This window comes from Pseudomonas sp. Irchel s3a10 (genome assembly GCF_900187525.1).
Classification (GTDB): domain Bacteria; phylum Pseudomonadota; class Gammaproteobacteria; order Pseudomonadales; family Pseudomonadaceae; genus Aquipseudomonas; species Aquipseudomonas koreensis_G.
In genome coordinates, this window is record NZ_FYDR01000004.1 from 506,185 (window position 1) to 519,546 (window position 13,362).

General features: G+C 62.3%; 14 protein-coding genes. 2 read left to right on the forward strand and 12 right to left on the reverse strand.

Annotation, left to right across the window (positions count from 1 at the left end; genetic code table 11):
* Window positions 1–46: 46 nt before the first annotated feature.
* Window positions 47–1,321: an Hsp70 family protein gene (locus CKW11_RS15180; protein WP_095138153.1), complete on the reverse strand. Its 1,275-nt coding sequence runs from the start codon at window positions 1,319–1,321 to the stop codon at window positions 47–49.
* 291 nt (window positions 1,322–1,612) lie between these two features.
* Between CKW11_RS15180 and CKW11_RS15185 the strand changes: the two genes are divergently transcribed.
* Both CKW11_RS15185 and CKW11_RS15190 read left to right on the forward strand, forming a co-directional pair.
* Window positions 1,613–2,560 (forward strand): DnaJ C-terminal domain-containing protein, encoded by a 948-nt coding sequence (locus CKW11_RS15185; RefSeq protein WP_027613553.1) that lies wholly within the window; start codon window positions 1,613–1,615, stop codon window positions 2,558–2,560.
* 23 nt (window positions 2,561–2,583) lie between these two features.
* Window positions 2,584–2,889, forward strand: a complete 306-nt coding sequence (locus CKW11_RS15190) for a chaperone modulator CbpM (protein WP_003221201.1) — start codon at window positions 2,584–2,586, stop codon at window positions 2,887–2,889.
* Window positions 2,890–3,012: 123 nt separating this feature from the next.
* On the opposite strand, the gene CKW11_RS15195 is transcribed toward CKW11_RS15190, so the two are convergent.
* The 11 genes from CKW11_RS15195 to urtB all read right to left on the reverse strand — a co-directional run bounded on the left by CKW11_RS15195 (window position 3,013) and on the right by urtB (window position 13,136).
* The gene (locus CKW11_RS15195; RefSeq protein ID WP_095138154.1) at window positions 3,013–4,140 is read right to left on the reverse strand and encodes a sensor histidine kinase; all 1,128 of its coding nucleotides are present in this window, start codon (window positions 4,138–4,140) and stop codon (window positions 3,013–3,015) included.
* Window positions 4,141–4,287: 147 nt separating this feature from the next.
* The gene (gene ureC, locus CKW11_RS15200) at window positions 4,288–5,988 is read right to left on the reverse strand and encodes an urease subunit alpha (RefSeq protein ID WP_095138155.1); all 1,701 of its coding nucleotides are present in this window, start codon (window positions 5,986–5,988) and stop codon (window positions 4,288–4,290) included.
* 160 nt (window positions 5,989–6,148) lie between these two features.
* Window positions 6,149–6,457: an urease subunit beta gene (locus CKW11_RS15205; RefSeq protein ID WP_007966984.1), complete on the reverse strand. Its 309-nt coding sequence runs from the start codon at window positions 6,455–6,457 to the stop codon at window positions 6,149–6,151.
* Window positions 6,454–6,990 carry a GNAT family N-acetyltransferase gene (locus CKW11_RS15210; RefSeq protein ID WP_027613558.1) on the reverse strand — a complete coding sequence of 179 codons (537 nt, stop codon included), beginning with the start codon at window positions 6,988–6,990 and terminating at the stop codon, window positions 6,454–6,456. Before CKW11_RS15210 ends, CKW11_RS15205 begins: the two co-directional genes overlap by 4 nt.
* Before the next feature lie 6 nt (window positions 6,991–6,996).
* Complete coding sequence (locus CKW11_RS15215; protein WP_047600616.1) at window positions 6,997–7,530, reverse strand: GNAT family N-acetyltransferase; 534 nt, start codon at window positions 7,528–7,530, stop codon at window positions 6,997–6,999.
* A gap of 9 nt (window positions 7,531–7,539) precedes the next feature.
* Entirely contained in the window at window positions 7,540–7,842 is a 303-nt protein-coding gene (gene ureA, locus CKW11_RS15220) for an urease subunit gamma (protein ID WP_007915951.1), read from the reverse strand.
* A gap of 144 nt (window positions 7,843–7,986) precedes the next feature.
* Window positions 7,987–8,826, reverse strand: a complete 840-nt coding sequence (locus tag CKW11_RS15225; RefSeq protein ID WP_095138156.1) for an urease accessory protein UreD — start codon at window positions 8,824–8,826, stop codon at window positions 7,987–7,989.
* A 30-nt stretch (window positions 8,827–8,856) separates the two neighbouring features.
* Window positions 8,857–9,555 (reverse strand): urea ABC transporter ATP-binding subunit UrtE, encoded by a 699-nt coding sequence (gene urtE, locus CKW11_RS15230; protein WP_095138157.1) that lies wholly within the window; start codon window positions 9,553–9,555, stop codon window positions 8,857–8,859.
* Window positions 9,556–9,688: 133 nt separating this feature from the next.
* A complete protein-coding gene (urtD, locus tag CKW11_RS15235) occupies window positions 9,689–10,558 on the reverse strand; it encodes an urea ABC transporter ATP-binding protein UrtD (protein WP_095138158.1) in 870 nt (289 codons plus the stop codon).
* Entirely contained in the window at window positions 10,555–11,634 is a 1,080-nt protein-coding gene (gene urtC / locus CKW11_RS15240) for an urea ABC transporter permease subunit UrtC (protein WP_095138159.1), read from the reverse strand. Before urtC ends, urtD begins: the two co-directional genes overlap by 4 nt.
* On the reverse strand, window positions 11,634–13,136 hold the full coding sequence (urtB, locus tag CKW11_RS15245) for an urea ABC transporter permease subunit UrtB (RefSeq protein WP_095138160.1): 1,503 nt from the start codon (window positions 13,134–13,136) through the stop codon (window positions 11,634–11,636). The genes urtC and urtB overlap by 1 nt, the downstream gene beginning before the upstream one ends.
* Window positions 13,137–13,362 lie beyond the last annotated feature (226 nt).

A 13,362-nucleotide genomic window follows, 5' to 3' on the forward strand; every position in this document is an offset into this window, starting at 1 on the left:
CTGTGGGAGCGGGCTTGCTCGCGAAGGGCGCACCGCCGATTCCGGATCAGGCCATAGTGCCGTAACGCTTCATCGCCTCGATCGCCAGACCGCTGCCGATGCTGCCAAAGATATTCCCTTCCACATGTCGCGCATTCGGCAGCATCGCCGAAACACTGTTGCGCAGCGCCGGAATGCCGCTCGAACCGCCGGTGAAGAACACCGTATCAACCTGAGCCACCGACACGTTGGCATCGTTCAACAGCTGCGTAACGCTGCCGCGCACGCGTTCAAGCAAGGCGTCGATCGACGACTCGAACAGGGCGCGGCTCAGTTCCACGCTCAGGCCCGGCTCGATGCGGTCCAGCGGTACGTGGCGGCTGTCGGCGTGGGTCAGCTGGATCTTGGTTTCTTCGACTTCCATCGCCAGCCAGTGCCCGGCGCGCTGTTCGATCAGCTTGAACAGACGGTCGATGCCACCGGTATCCTCGATGTCGTAGCGCATGCTGCCCAGCGCCAGAGTCGACTTTTGCGAGTACACCGAGTTGATGGTGTGCCAGGTCGCCAGGTTCATGTGGTGACTGGTCGGCATGTAGGCGCCGCTCTTCATCCGGCTGCCGTAGCCGAACAACGGCATCAGGCCTTGCAGGCTCAGCTGTTTATCGAAATCGGTACCGCCGATGTGCACGCCGCCGGTGGCGAGAATGTCGTCGTGACGGTTGTCCATGCCGCGACGCTCGGGCGACAGGCGCACCAGCGAGAAGTCCGAAGTACCACCGCCGATGTCGACGATCAGCACCAGCTCTTCTTTTTCGATGGTCGACTCGTAGTCGAATGCTGCAGCGATCGGTTCGTACTGGAACGACACGTCCTTGAAGCCGAGCTTGCGTGCCACTTCGACCAGGGTGTCTTCGGCTTCCTGGTCAGCCAGCGGGTCGTCATCGACGAAAAACACCGGACGCCCCAGCACCACTTGTTCGAACTCGCGACCGGCGGCCGTTTCGGCACGGCTCTTGAGCTGACCGATGAACAGGCCCAGCAGATCCTTGAACGGCATCGCCGTGCCGAGCACGCTGGTGTCGTGCTTGATCAGCTTGGAGCCGAGCAGGCTCTTGAGCGAGCGCATCAGCCGGCCTTCGTAGCCTTCCAGATACTCGTGCAGGGCCAGACGACCGTAAACCGGACGGCGCTCTTCGATGTTGAAGAACACCACCGACGGCAGGGTGATCTTGTCGTCTTCCAGCGCGATCATCGTTTCCATGCCGGGGCGCAGCCAGCCGACGGTGGAGTTGGAGGTGCCGAAGTCGATACCGCAGGCACGGGCTGGAGAGGCGTTGTTCATGTCTTTCGGGTTCCGGTCAAAAAACGGCCGCGCAGTGTATGTCAGTGCGCGGCAGATTCGAAGGCCGGTCATCTGCTATTTCACGACTAAGCTTCTTGAAAGTCGCAGCTTCGCCCCAAACTTGCTGGCATGGGCCGGCAGACATACCGGCGGTCGCAAGAACCGTCGTCCACTGCCGATAAACTTCTGCTGCGCCACCCGGTCACAAAGTTGAGATCGGTCAACCCGGCACGCGCGAATGAGCGCATGCTGGCCTCGGCGCGAAATCGATAACGGATGGTGATTCCTTCGATGGACTTTAAAGACTATTACAAGATACTCGGCGTGGAGCCGACAGCGGACGACAAGGCGATCAAGGCTGCCTATCGCAAGCTGGCGCGCAAATACCACCCCGATGTCAGCAAGGAAAAAGACGCCGAGGCCAAGTTCAAGGACGCCTCGGAAGCCTATGAAGCGCTGAAAAGCGCCGACAAGCGCGCCGAATATGACGAACTGCGCCGTTATGGCCAGCACGGTCAGCCGTTCCAGGGCCCGCCGGGCTGGCAGAGCCGTGGCGGTTTTGGTGGCGGCGGTGGCGACACCGGCGACTTCTCGGACTTCTTCAGTTCGATCTTCGGCAATCGCGGCGCCGGTTTCGGTGGCGACGGTCGGCAACAACGCAGTGCAGGGCGCCGAGGGCAAGACGTGGAAATGGAACTGCCGGTCTTCCTTGAGGAGACGCTGTCGGACGAGTCGAAGAAGGTCAGCTTTCAGGTCCCGCAATACAACGCCAACGGTCAGCACGTCAGCAACACCAGCAAGAGCCTGAACGTGAAGATTCCGGCGGGCGTGACCGACGGCGAGCGCATCCGCCTCAAAGGGCAGGGCGCACCGGGCATCGGTGGCGGCGCCAATGGTGACCTGTACCTGACCATTCGCTTTGCGCCGCATCCGAAATTCGATGTCGAAGGCGAAAACCTGATCATCACCCTGCCATTGGCACCGTGGGAGCTGGCGCTAGGCGCTGAAGTCGCCGTGCCGACCCTGACCGGCAAGATCAACCTCAAGGTTCCAGCCGGCAGCCAGAACGGCCAGCGCATGCGCGCCAAGGGGCATGGCTTGAAGAACAAGGCCGGTGAGCGCGGTTATCTGTTCGTGCAGCTCAAGGCCGTGATGCCGAAAACCTCCGACGACGAGGTCAAGGCGCTGTGGCAGGAACTGGCGAAAAAAGCAGCGTTCAACCCACGAGAGAACTTCTGAATCCGACGACGGAGTAGCCCATCATGAGCAGCCCCCTGATCGTTCAACTGGACATGGCAGAATTCTGTGAGGCGGCCGATCTGTCGGACGTCTACGTGATCGAAATCGTCGAACACGGCATCCTCGAACCTCAGGGCGCACAGCCCCGGGAATGGCGGTTCACCGACTACGAACTGAGCCTGGCCAAGCGCGCCGCGAAGTTGCGGCGCGAGCTTGAGCTGGAGTGGGAGGGCGTCGCCCTGGCACTGAATCTGCTGGAGGAAGTGCACGAGTTGCGGGCGGAAAACCGGATGCTGCGTCAGCGATTGGGACGCTTGGTGGTCGAGTAGTTCTAGCGTTGTTTATGGGGTGTATATGCCGGCTCCTTCGCGAGCAAGCTCGCTCCCACAGGTTGACTGCGGTCTCCTGTGGGAGCGAGCTTGCTCGCGAAGAACGATTACGCGGTTGGCCTGCTAAACCTTTCTCGGCAACACCACACTGAACAGCGTGCCGTCAGCCTCGCTTGAGCTGACGTCGATCGTCCCGCCATGGGCGGTCACCACTTCCTTGACGATGAACAAGCCCAACCCGAGGCTGGTCGACGGCTGCCCGAGTTCTTCGTCGGCGCTGCGCACCAGCGGGTCGAAAATCGTGCCGATCGCCTCTTCGGAAATCGGTGTGCCGTAGTTGTGCACCGACAGGCACACACTATCGCCCTCGCCACGCAGATCGAGGGTCACGTCGCGCTGGTTGGCACCGTGCTGCAAGGCATTGCCGATCAGGTTTTGCAGTAACTGGTCGATCCGTCCGGCATCCCACACGCCGCGGGTGTCACCGTGCACCGTGAGTCGTGGATCGGATTGCGGATGACCGGCGCAGGCTTCGGCAATCGCCGCTCGCGCCGCAACGGCCAGATCCATCGGTGCCGGCTCGATCGGCAAGCTACGGCCCAGGCGACTGCGCACCAGTTCCAGCAGATCGCTGACCATCGCCGCCATGTGCCGCGCACCGCGTTTGATGTGCAAGGCACATTCCAGCGCATCACCTTCAAGGCTGGCTTTGCGCAGCAACAGTTCGGTGGACATGCTCACCGCCTGCAGCGGCGCGCGCAGGTCATGGCCGAGGATGGCGAGGAAGATATCCCGCGAGCGGTTGACCTGCTCGGCGTAAGCCGCGGTGGATTCGGCCAGGGCTTCGTCGATGGCTTCGTTGAAGCGGATCATGTCCTGGAAATAGGTCACGTCCGGCGACTCAAGGCTGTTGACCCACAGGCGGATCACGCAGGCGCGCAAATGGCGGAATTCGCTGGTCATTTGCACCAGATCGAAACCGACGGTGTGGCGCAATTCGCCATGGCTGGCGCCGGCCTCGTCCAGGCTCGGGGTCATTTCCGGCCCTTCGCCCTTGGCTTTGTCAGCTTGTTCGGCGGGGCTTTGCGGCTTGTTCATGTCGCGGGCCGCAGCCCGCAGAATCTCGCTGGCGTGATCGCGCAGCGCAGTGGAATCCAGATAGTCGGCGGCCGGCGTGATGGTCGCGGCGAACTGTTCCCACTCATCGACGATAGGGTCGATATTGGCCACGATGAACTCGGAAAGACGCATGGGCAGTTCCTGAAAATAGGCGGAGCGAATCGAATATTAGCCCCTTTGGCGGGAAATACACGACCGTTTGCACAGTGCTTTCCCAGCATCACGAAAAAGGCCCCGGGACCGTGCGCAAGATACGGACCCGGGGCCTTTTGCCGTGCGTCAGAACAGGAAGTAGCGCTGGGCCATCGGCAGGGTTTCCGCCGGTTCACACCAGAGCAGCACGCCGTCGGCCTTGACCTGATAGGTCTGCGGGTCGACGTCGATGTTCGGCAGGTAATCGTTGTGGATCAGGTCGGTTTTCTGCACCTCGCGGCAGCCTTTGACCACGCCGATTTTCTTCTTCAATCCCAGTGCCTCGGGCAGCCCGGCCTCCTGCGCGGCCTGACTGATGAAGGTCAGACTGGTGGCGTGCAGCGAGCCGCCGTAACTGGCGAACATCGGGCGGTAGTGCACCGGTTGCGGGGTTGGAATCGACGCGTTGGCGTCGCCCATCAAACTGGCGGCGATGGCGCCGCCCTTGAGGATCAGCGTCGGTTTGACGCCGAAAAACGCCGGACGCCACAGCACCAGATCAGCCCATTTGCCGACTTCCACCGAACCCACTTCATGGCTGATGCCATGGGTGATCGCCGGGTTGATCGTGTACTTGGCGATGTAGCGCTTGGCGCGGAAGTTGTCGTTGCCTTCGCCGTCCTGCGGCAGCGGGCCGCGCTGCTTTTTCATCTTGTCGGCAGTCTGCCAGGTGCGTGTGATGACTTCGCCGACGCGGCCCATGGCCTGGCTGTCGGAGCTGATCATCGAGAACGCGCCGAGGTCGTGGAGGATGTCTTCGGCGGCAATGGTTTCGCGGCGGATACGGCTTTCGGCGAACGCCACGTCTTCGGCGATGCTCGGGTCGAGGTGGTGGCAGACCATCAGCATGTCGAGGTGTTCGTCGATGGTATTGCGGGTAAATGGCCGGGTCGGGTTGGTCGAGCTCGGCAGCACGTTAGGAAAACCGCAGGCCTTGATGATGTCCGGCGCATGGCCGCCGCCGGCACCTTCGGTGTGATAGGTGTGGATGGTGCGGCCCTTGAACGCGCCGAGGGTGGTTTCGACGAAACCGGACTCGTTGAGGGTGTCGGTGTGGATCGCCACCTGCACGTCGTACTGGTCAGCGACGCTGAGGCAGTTGTCGATGCTCGCCGGGGTGGTACCCCAGTCCTCGTGCAGCTTGAGGCCGATAGCCCCGGCCTTGACCTGCTCGATCAGCGGCTCCGGCAGGCTGGCGTTGCCCTTGCCGGTGAGGCCGATGTTCATCGGGAACGCGTCGGCGGCCTGGAGCATGCGCGCCAGGTGCCATGGGCCGGAGGTGCAGGTGGTGGCGTTGGTGCCGGTCGCCGGCCCGGTGCCGCCGCCGATCATGGTGGTGACGCCGCTCATCAGCGCTTCTTCGATCTGCTGCGGGCAGATGAAGTGGATGTGCGTGTCGATGCCGCCGGCGGTGAGGATCATACCTTCACCAGCGATCACTTCGGTGCTGGCGCCGATGGCGATGGTCACGTTCGGCTGCACATCCGGGTTACCGGCCTTGCCGATCGCGGCGATCCGCCCGTCCTTGAGACCGACGTCGGCTTTGACTATGCCCCAGTGGTCGATGATCAGCGCGTTGGTGATCAGCGTGTCGACCACCTCGGCGGCGAGCAACTGGCTCTGGCCCTGGCCATCCCGGATGACTTTGCCGCCGCCGAACTTCACTTCTTCGCCGTAGGTGGTGAAGTCCTTTTCGACTTCGATCCACAACTCAGTGTCCGCCAGGCGCACCTTGTCGCCGACGGTGGGGCCGAACATGTCGGCGTAGGCGTTTCTAGAAATCTTCATGTGCTTGCCTTGGGATTCAATTGGATTTGAGACCGCTCGCATAGCTCGCTTTCGCAGCCTCGCTGCGCTCGACAGCTCCTACAGTCAGTGCTCGGCTCGAGACCGCAGAGCATTTGTAGGAGCTGCCGAAGGCTGCGATCTTTTTGGGGGCGCACCGATCTCAGTCGAGATCACCCATGACTCGCCCGGCAAAGCCGAACACCCGCCGATGCCCGGCGTACTCCACCAGTTCGACCTCGCGACTCTGCCCTGGCTCGAAGCGCACCGCGGTGCCGGCCGGGATGTTCAGGCGCATGCCACGGCTGGCGGCGCGGTCGAAGGTCAGCGCGTCGTTGGTTTCGAAAAAGTGATAGTGCGAACCGACCTGAATCGGCCGGTCGCCGCTGTTGGCGACCTTCAGGCTAAGGGTGCGGCGGCCGACATTTAGTTCGATGTCGCCGGGCTGGATCTGGTACTGGCCGGGAATCATGGCCGGGCTCCTTGCAGAATCTTGTAGTAGAGGGCGGTCGGGCGATAGGTACCGTGCGGGTCGCAGGCGTAATCGGGAATTTCGCCGGCGCGGGTGTAACCCAGGGCCTTGTAGAAATCTTCGGCGGGCGAACCGGCCTCGGTGTCGAGGTAGAGCATGCCGCGCTTGTGCTTGGCCGCTTCGAGCTCCAGCGCATTCATCAATTGCTGACCGAGGCCGCGTCGACGCGCCTGTTCGCGCACCAGCAGCTTCTGCACTTCGGCGCGATTGAGGCCGTTGGCCTTCTGGCACAGGCCCAACTGCACGCTGGCCTGCACCTCTTCATCCTTGACCACCACCCAGAGCAACACACTGCCCTTGTTCACTTGTTGCTGCACTTCATCGAAATAGGCGCGGGCCTGCGCGGCATCGAGGTCGGCCATGAAACCGACGCTGGCGCCATAACCTACGGCGTCGAGCAGCAGATCAATCAGGCCCTGACGATAGTGCGCAAAACTTTCCGCATTGACGCGTCGCAGTTGGGCGGGGTTCATCGCGTGTCACTCCTTGTTGGCGACCGGCGGCTGGGCGCCAGGATTGAGGGTCAGTTGCATGAAGGTCAGATCGAGCCAGCGACCGAACTTGGTGCCGACTTGCGGCATTTGTCCGGTGATGCTGAAACCGGCACGCTCATGCAGACGAATGGAGGCGGCATTGCCACTTTCGATGGCGGCGACCATCACGTGCTTGTCGCAGGCTTTGGCCCGCTCGATCAGCACACTCATCAATTGCGGGCCAAGGCCATTGCCGCGCTGGTCGCTGCGCACGTAGACCGAGTGCTCGACGGTATGGCGGAAACCGTCGAACGGCCGCCAGTCGCCAAAGGAAGCGTAGCCGAGCACAACGTTGTCGGCGTCGACGATCACCAGAATCGGGTAGGCCTGGGCCTGACGGGCGCTGAACCACGCCTGGCGGTTGCCGAGGTCGACCGCCGATTCGTTCCAGATCGCGGTGGTGTTGAGCACCGCGTCGTTGTAGATGTCGCGGATCGCCGGCAGGTCGGCGTGCAGCGCATCGCGAATGGTGTAGGTCATGGCGCGGCCTCAGACGATCGGTTGGTGGACGGTGACCAGTTTGGTGCCGTCGGGGAACGTCGCTTCGACCTGGATCTCCGGGATCATTTCCGGGATGCCTTCCATCACCTGCTCGCGGCTCAGCAGCGTGGTGCCGAAGTGCATCAGCTCGGCCACGGTCTGGCCGTCACGGGCGCCTTCGAGCAGCGCGGCGGAGATGTAGGCCATGGCTTCCGGGTAGTTGAGCTTCACGCCACGGGCCAGTCGGCGCTCGGCGACGAGGCCGGCGGTGAAGATCAGCAGCTTGTCTTTTTCGCGTGGGGTCAGGTCCATTTGTTTTTCAAATCTCGGCAGAAGAAAGTTAAGTCGTACGCCCTGTAGGAGCTGCCGCAGGCTGCGATCTTTTGATGTTGCTCTTGAGGATCAAAAGATCGCAGCCTGCGGCAGCTCCTACAGGGGTTTAATGGAGAATGCATTTCAGGTGTTCCAGATTCGCGGTGGCTGGGCTTCGCGGCCTAGCAGAGCCGGGCGTAACAAGCGCCATAAATCGATCAGCCAGGCACGGGCCAGCAATGCTTCTGACGCCAGACACCGAGCCACCAACAGGCCGGGCAACTGGGTCAGATCACCGCGCACTGCATGCCCCAGCGAGCGGCAGCGCTCCAGCAACTCGGCATCAATTTCACCGGTGACCAGCAGCGTCGCAAACACCGGATTGCCATCCAGACCGATCGGCGAATCCAGCAAACCGTCATTGCCGGTGATCCGTTGACGTTCGTGCCACAGCAACCGGCCATCACGGCGGATATCCAGATGCGCTTGAAAGTGTCCAAGGTCGAAGCGCTCGCCACTGGCCGGTCGGCCCAGCGCCACCACGTCCCAGTAGAACAGCCGCGCATCGCCCTCAAGTTCGATCGAGGTGGTGAGTTCAGCCTGAGCGGCGCTGTAGACGATGGTTTCCTGCGGCAGCCATTCCAGCGTCGCACCGGCAGCGACTTTCAGGTCAAGCTGCTGATACGCCGGCCCCGTTGCGCGATACCACTTGGCGGCGCCGGGGCTGGTGATCTGTGCCCAGGCGTCCTGTTCGACGCGGGCGCTGATGTTCAGTCGGTCACCCCCGGCGATCCCGCCCGGCGGGTGGACGATGATGTGCTGGCAGACCTCGGGGCCTTCGGCATACAGGTGCTTTTGCACGCGCAGCGGGCCGAGGTGCCGGCGCTGAACCGGGCGTGTGCAGTCGCCGAAGCGGGCGTAGGCCAGCTCCAGCTCGGCGTGCCAGCTCGGGGTAAACAGGGCAGTGGGAAGCGGTAAGTTCATGGTTTGTAATTATCGTTAGGAAGCTACAGATTAAATTGTTACCAGACCTCGTACACCCTCGGCCTCCATATTTTCGCCGCGACCCTGCTGCACGATCTCGCCCCGGGACATCACCAGGTACTGATCGGCCAGCTCCGCAGCGAAATCGTAGAACTGCTCGACCAGCAAAATCGCCATGTCGCCACGCGCCGCAAGTTTCTTGATCACCGCGCCGATCTCCTTGATCACCGAGGGCTGAATGCCTTCGGTGGGTTCGTCGAGGATCAGCAATCGCGGACGACTGGCCAATGCGCGCCCGATAGCGAGCTGCTGTTGCTGACCGCCGGACAGGTCGCCGCCGCGGCGCTGCTTCATTTGTAGCAGCACCGGGAACAATTCGTAGATGAAACCTGGTACTTCTTTCGCTTCGCTGCCGGGAAACCGTGACAGGCCCATCAGCAGATTCTCCTCCACCGTGAGCCGGCCGAAGATTTCCCGGCCCTGTGGCACGTAAGCGATCCCGGCGTGTACACGCTGGTGCGGCTTGAGCGTGGTGATCGCTTTGCCTTCCCAGTTCACCGCGCCTTCCTTGGCCGGCAACAGGCCCATCAGGCATTTGAGCAGGGTGGTCTTGCCCACGCCGTTGCGCCCGAGCAGGCAGGTGACTTCGCCGACTTTTACGTCGAATGAGAGGCCACGGAGGATGTGGCTACCGCCGTAGTACTGGTGCAGCTTGTCGACTTGCAGCATGTTCAGAATCTCCTCAAATCCCTTGTAGGAGTGAGCCTGCTCGCGATAGCGGCGTATCAGTCAACGCCGGCTTATCTGATACACAGCTATCGCGAGCAGGCTCACTCCTACAGTTTGGAAAGGTGTTTGCAGCTCAGCGGCCGAGGTAAACCTCGATCACCCGCTCGTTGTCCTGCACCTGCTCCAGCGATCCTTCCGCCAGCACGCTGCCCTGATGCAGCACCGTCACGTGGTCGGCAATCGAGCCGACGAAGCCCATGTCGTGCTCCACCACCATCAGCGAATGCTTGCCGGCCAGCGACTTGAACAGCTCGGCGGTGAATTCGGTTTCGGCATCGGTCATGCCCGCCACCGGTTCGTCGAGCAGCAGCAATTGCGGGTCTTGCATCAGCAACATGCCGATCTCCAGAAACTGCTTCTGACCGTGGGACAGCAAGCCCGCCGCGCGATTGACCGAGGTGGTCAGGCGGATGGTTTCCAGCACGTCACTGATGCGATCCTTCTGCTCACCGCTCAGACGCGCGCGCAAACTGGCCCACACCGACTTGTCGGTCTTCTGCGCCAGCTCAAGATTCTCGAACACGCTCAGCGCTTCGAACACCGTCGGCTTCTGGAACTTGCGCCCGATCCCGGCCTGCGCGATCTGCACTTCGCTCATCTGCGTCAGGTCCAGGGTTTCGCCGAACCACGCCTTGCCGTGACTGGGGCGGGTCTTGCCGGTGATCACATCCATCAGCGTGGTCTTGCCCGCGCCGTTGGGGCCGATGATGCAGCGCAGTTCGCCGACACCGATGTACAGGTTCAGATTGTTCAGCGCGCGAAAGCCGTCGAAGCTGACGCTGATGTCTTCCAGGGTCAGGATCGTGCCGTGACGGGTATCGAGGCCCGGGCCGACGCGTTGGCCGAGGCCGATCGAGTCACGGCTGGTGCCTTCGTCCTTGTTCGGTTCCACGGGGAAAAACGCCGGTTCGAGCATGAATTCAGCACTCGCAGTGACTCTCATTGTTCACCTCGTTTCTTCAGCAGGCCGATCACGCCTTTGGGCAAATACAACGTCACGACGATGAACAGCGCGCCGAGGAAGAACAGCCAGTATTCGGGGAAAGCCACGGTGAACCAGCTCTTCATGCCGTTGACCACACCGGCGCCGAGCAGCGGCCCGATCAGCGTGCCGCGACCGCCGAGGGCCACCCACACTGCCGCTTCGATCGAGTTGGTCGGGGACATTTCGCTGGGGTTGATGATCCCCACTTGCGGCACATACAAGGCCCCGGCCAGACCGCACAGCACCGCGCTCAAGACCCAGACGAACAGTTTGAAACCGCGCGGGTCGTAGCCGCAGAACATCAGGCGGTTTTCCGCATCGCGCAGCGCCGTCAGCACCCGGCCGAACTTGCTCTGCGCCAGACGCCAGCCGATGAACAGACTTGCCACCAGCAACAACACGGTGGCCAGAAACAGCACTGCGCGAGTGCCGGGTTCAGTGATGCCGAAACCGAGAATCGTGCGGAAGTTGGTGAAGCCGTTGTTGCCGCCGAAGCCGGTCTCGTTGCGGAAAAACAGGAGCATCCCGGCGAACGTCAGGGCCTGGGTCATGATCGAGAAATACACACCCTTGATCCGCGAGCGGAAGGCGAAGAAGCCGAACACCAACGCCAGCAGACCCGGCGCCAGCACCACCAGGCACATCGACCAGATAAAACTGCTGGTGCCGCTCCAGTACCACGGCAGTTCGGTCCACGACAGAAAGGTCATGAACGCCGGCAAACCATCACCGGCGGCCTGACGCATCAGGTACATGCCCATCGCATAACCACCGAGGGCGAAGAACAGACCGTGGCCAAGCGACAACAGCCCGGCGTAACCCCAGACCAGATCCAGCGCCAAGGCGACGATGGCGTAGCAGAGGATTTTGCCGACCAGCGTCAGCGTATACGCCGAGACATGCAGCGCACTGTCCGGCGCCAGCAGCGAGAGCAGCGGCAGGGCGATCAGCAGCGCGAGGATCACCGCGCCGATGGCAATGGTGACTTTCGGCCCGGCTTTTTGCGTGGCCGTGACAAGTAGAGGCTGGTTCATCAGTCGATCACCCGTCCTTTCAGTGCGAAGAGGCCTTGCGGACGTTTCTGGATGAACAGAATGATCAGCGCGAGGATCAGGATCTTGCCGAGTACCGCACCGATCTGCGGTTCGAGAATCTTGTTGGCGATGCCCAGCCCGAACGCGGCGAGCACGCTGCCGGCGAGTTGCCCGACGCCACCGAGCACCACCACCAGGAACGAGTCGATGATGTAGCTCTGACCCAGGTCCGGGCCGACGTTGCCGATCTGACTCAGCGCCACACCGCCGAGCCCGGCAATGCCCGAGCCGAGGCCGAAGGCGAGCATGTCGACGCGGCCGGTGGGCACGCCGCAGCAGGCAGCCATGTTGCGGTTCTGCGTGACCGCACGGACGTTGAGACCGAGGCGGGTCTTGTTCAGCAGCAGCCAGGTCAGCACCACCACGAACAAGGCGAAAGCGATGATCACGATGCGGTTGTACGGCAACACCAGATTCGGCAGTACTTGAATACCGCCGGACAGCCACGCCGGGTTCGCCACTTCGACGTTCTGTGCGCCGAACAGCAGGCGCACCAACTGGATCAGCATCAGGCTGATGCCCCAGGTGGCGAGCAGGGTTTCCAGCGGTCGGCCGTAGAGATGACGAATCACCGTGCGTTCCAGCGCCATGCCGATTGCCGCCGTGACGAAGAACGCCACCGGCAGCGCGATCAGCGGGTAGAACTCGATGGCTTGCGGGGCGTAGCGCTGGAACAGCAACTGCACTACGTAGGTCGAGTAGGCGCCAAGCATCAGCATCTCGCCGTGGGCCATGTTGATCACCCCGAGCAGGCCGAAGGTGATCGCCAGACCGAGGGCCGCGAGCAGCAGGATCGAGCCGAGGGACATGCCGCTGAACGCCTGACCCAACACTTCGCCGATCAGCAGTTTGCGCTTGACCTGAGCCAGACTGGTTTCGGCGGCGGTGCGCACCCCGGCATCGCTTTCGACGCCGGGTTCGAGCAGGCCTTCGAGGCGCGTGCGGGCCAGCGGATCGCCGGTTTCACCGAGCAGGCGCACGGCGGCCAGACGCACCGCCGGGTCGCTGTCCACCAGTTGCAGATTGGCCAGCGCCAGGCTCAGGGCGGCGTGGACGTTCTCGTCTTTTTCGCCAGCCAGTTGCTGGTCGAGGAATTTCAGCTGCGCGGGTTTCGCGCTTTTCTGCAATTGCTGCGCGGCAATCAGACGGGTTTTGGCGTCGGCGGCGAGCAATTGGTGGCTGGCCAGAGCGGTGTCGATCAGACCTCGCAGGCGGTTGTTCAGGCGCAGGGTTTTCGGCTGGCCGTCGATGATCAATTCGCCTTGTTGCAGGGCGTTGATCAGCTCGACACGCGCCGGCTCGGGCTGCGCGGCCCAGGCTTCCAGCAGTTTGGCCTGTTGCACGGGGTTGGCGGCGACGAAGTCTTCGGCGTCGCCGGCAAAGGCAGTCATCGGCAACAGCAGTGCGATGGCGAGGATGAAGCGGTATAGGGTAGTCGGCATAAAGAGTCGCCTTGCGCGGACTAATTGTGGGCACAGTCTTTGTGGCGAGGGGATTCATCCCCGATCGGCTGCGAAGCAGTCGCAAAAACAGTCGCCGCGATTCACAGGTACATCGCGCCTGTAGCATTTGGGGTCGCTTCGCGACCCATCGGGGATGAATCCCCTCACCACAAAATATTGTTCCCACAGGGGGATCGAGTCGGCCTCACGCCAGGCGTGAGGCCGA

Coding starts and splice junctions, on each gene's coding strand:
- CKW11_RS15180 (WP_095138153.1), bottom strand. CDS start 1,321: ATGAACAACGCCTCTCCAGCCCGTGCCTGCGGTATCGACTTCGGCACC.
- CKW11_RS15185 (WP_027613553.1), top strand. CDS start 1,613: ATGGACTTTAAAGACTATTACAAGATACTCGGCGTGGAGCCGACAGCG.
- CKW11_RS15190 (WP_003221201.1), top strand. CDS start 2,584: ATGAGCAGCCCCCTGATCGTTCAACTGGACATGGCAGAATTCTGTGAG.
- CKW11_RS15195 (WP_095138154.1), bottom strand. CDS start 4,140: ATGCGTCTTTCCGAGTTCATCGTGGCCAATATCGACCCTATCGTCGAT.
- ureC (WP_095138155.1), bottom strand. CDS start 5,988: ATGAAGATTTCTAGAAACGCCTACGCCGACATGTTCGGCCCCACCGTC.
- CKW11_RS15205 (WP_007966984.1), bottom strand. CDS start 6,457: ATGATTCCCGGCCAGTACCAGATCCAGCCCGGCGACATCGAACTAAAT.
- CKW11_RS15210 (WP_027613558.1), bottom strand. CDS start 6,990: ATGAACCCCGCCCAACTGCGACGCGTCAATGCGGAAAGTTTTGCGCAC.
- CKW11_RS15215 (WP_047600616.1), bottom strand. CDS start 7,530: ATGACCTACACCATTCGCGATGCGCTGCACGCCGACCTGCCGGCGATC.
- ureA (WP_007915951.1), bottom strand. CDS start 7,842: ATGGACCTGACCCCACGCGAAAAAGACAAGCTGCTGATCTTCACCGCC.
- CKW11_RS15225 (WP_095138156.1), bottom strand. CDS start 8,826: ATGAACTTACCGCTTCCCACTGCCCTGTTTACCCCGAGCTGGCACGCC.
- urtE (WP_095138157.1), bottom strand. CDS start 9,555: ATGCTGCAAGTCGACAAGCTGCACCAGTACTACGGCGGTAGCCACATC.
- urtD (WP_095138158.1), bottom strand. CDS start 10,558: ATGAGAGTCACTGCGAGTGCTGAATTCATGCTCGAACCGGCGTTTTTC.
- urtC (WP_095138159.1), bottom strand. CDS start 11,634: ATGAACCAGCCTCTACTTGTCACGGCCACGCAAAAAGCCGGGCCGAAA.
- urtB (WP_095138160.1), bottom strand. CDS start 13,136: ATGCCGACTACCCTATACCGCTTCATCCTCGCCATCGCACTGCTGTTG.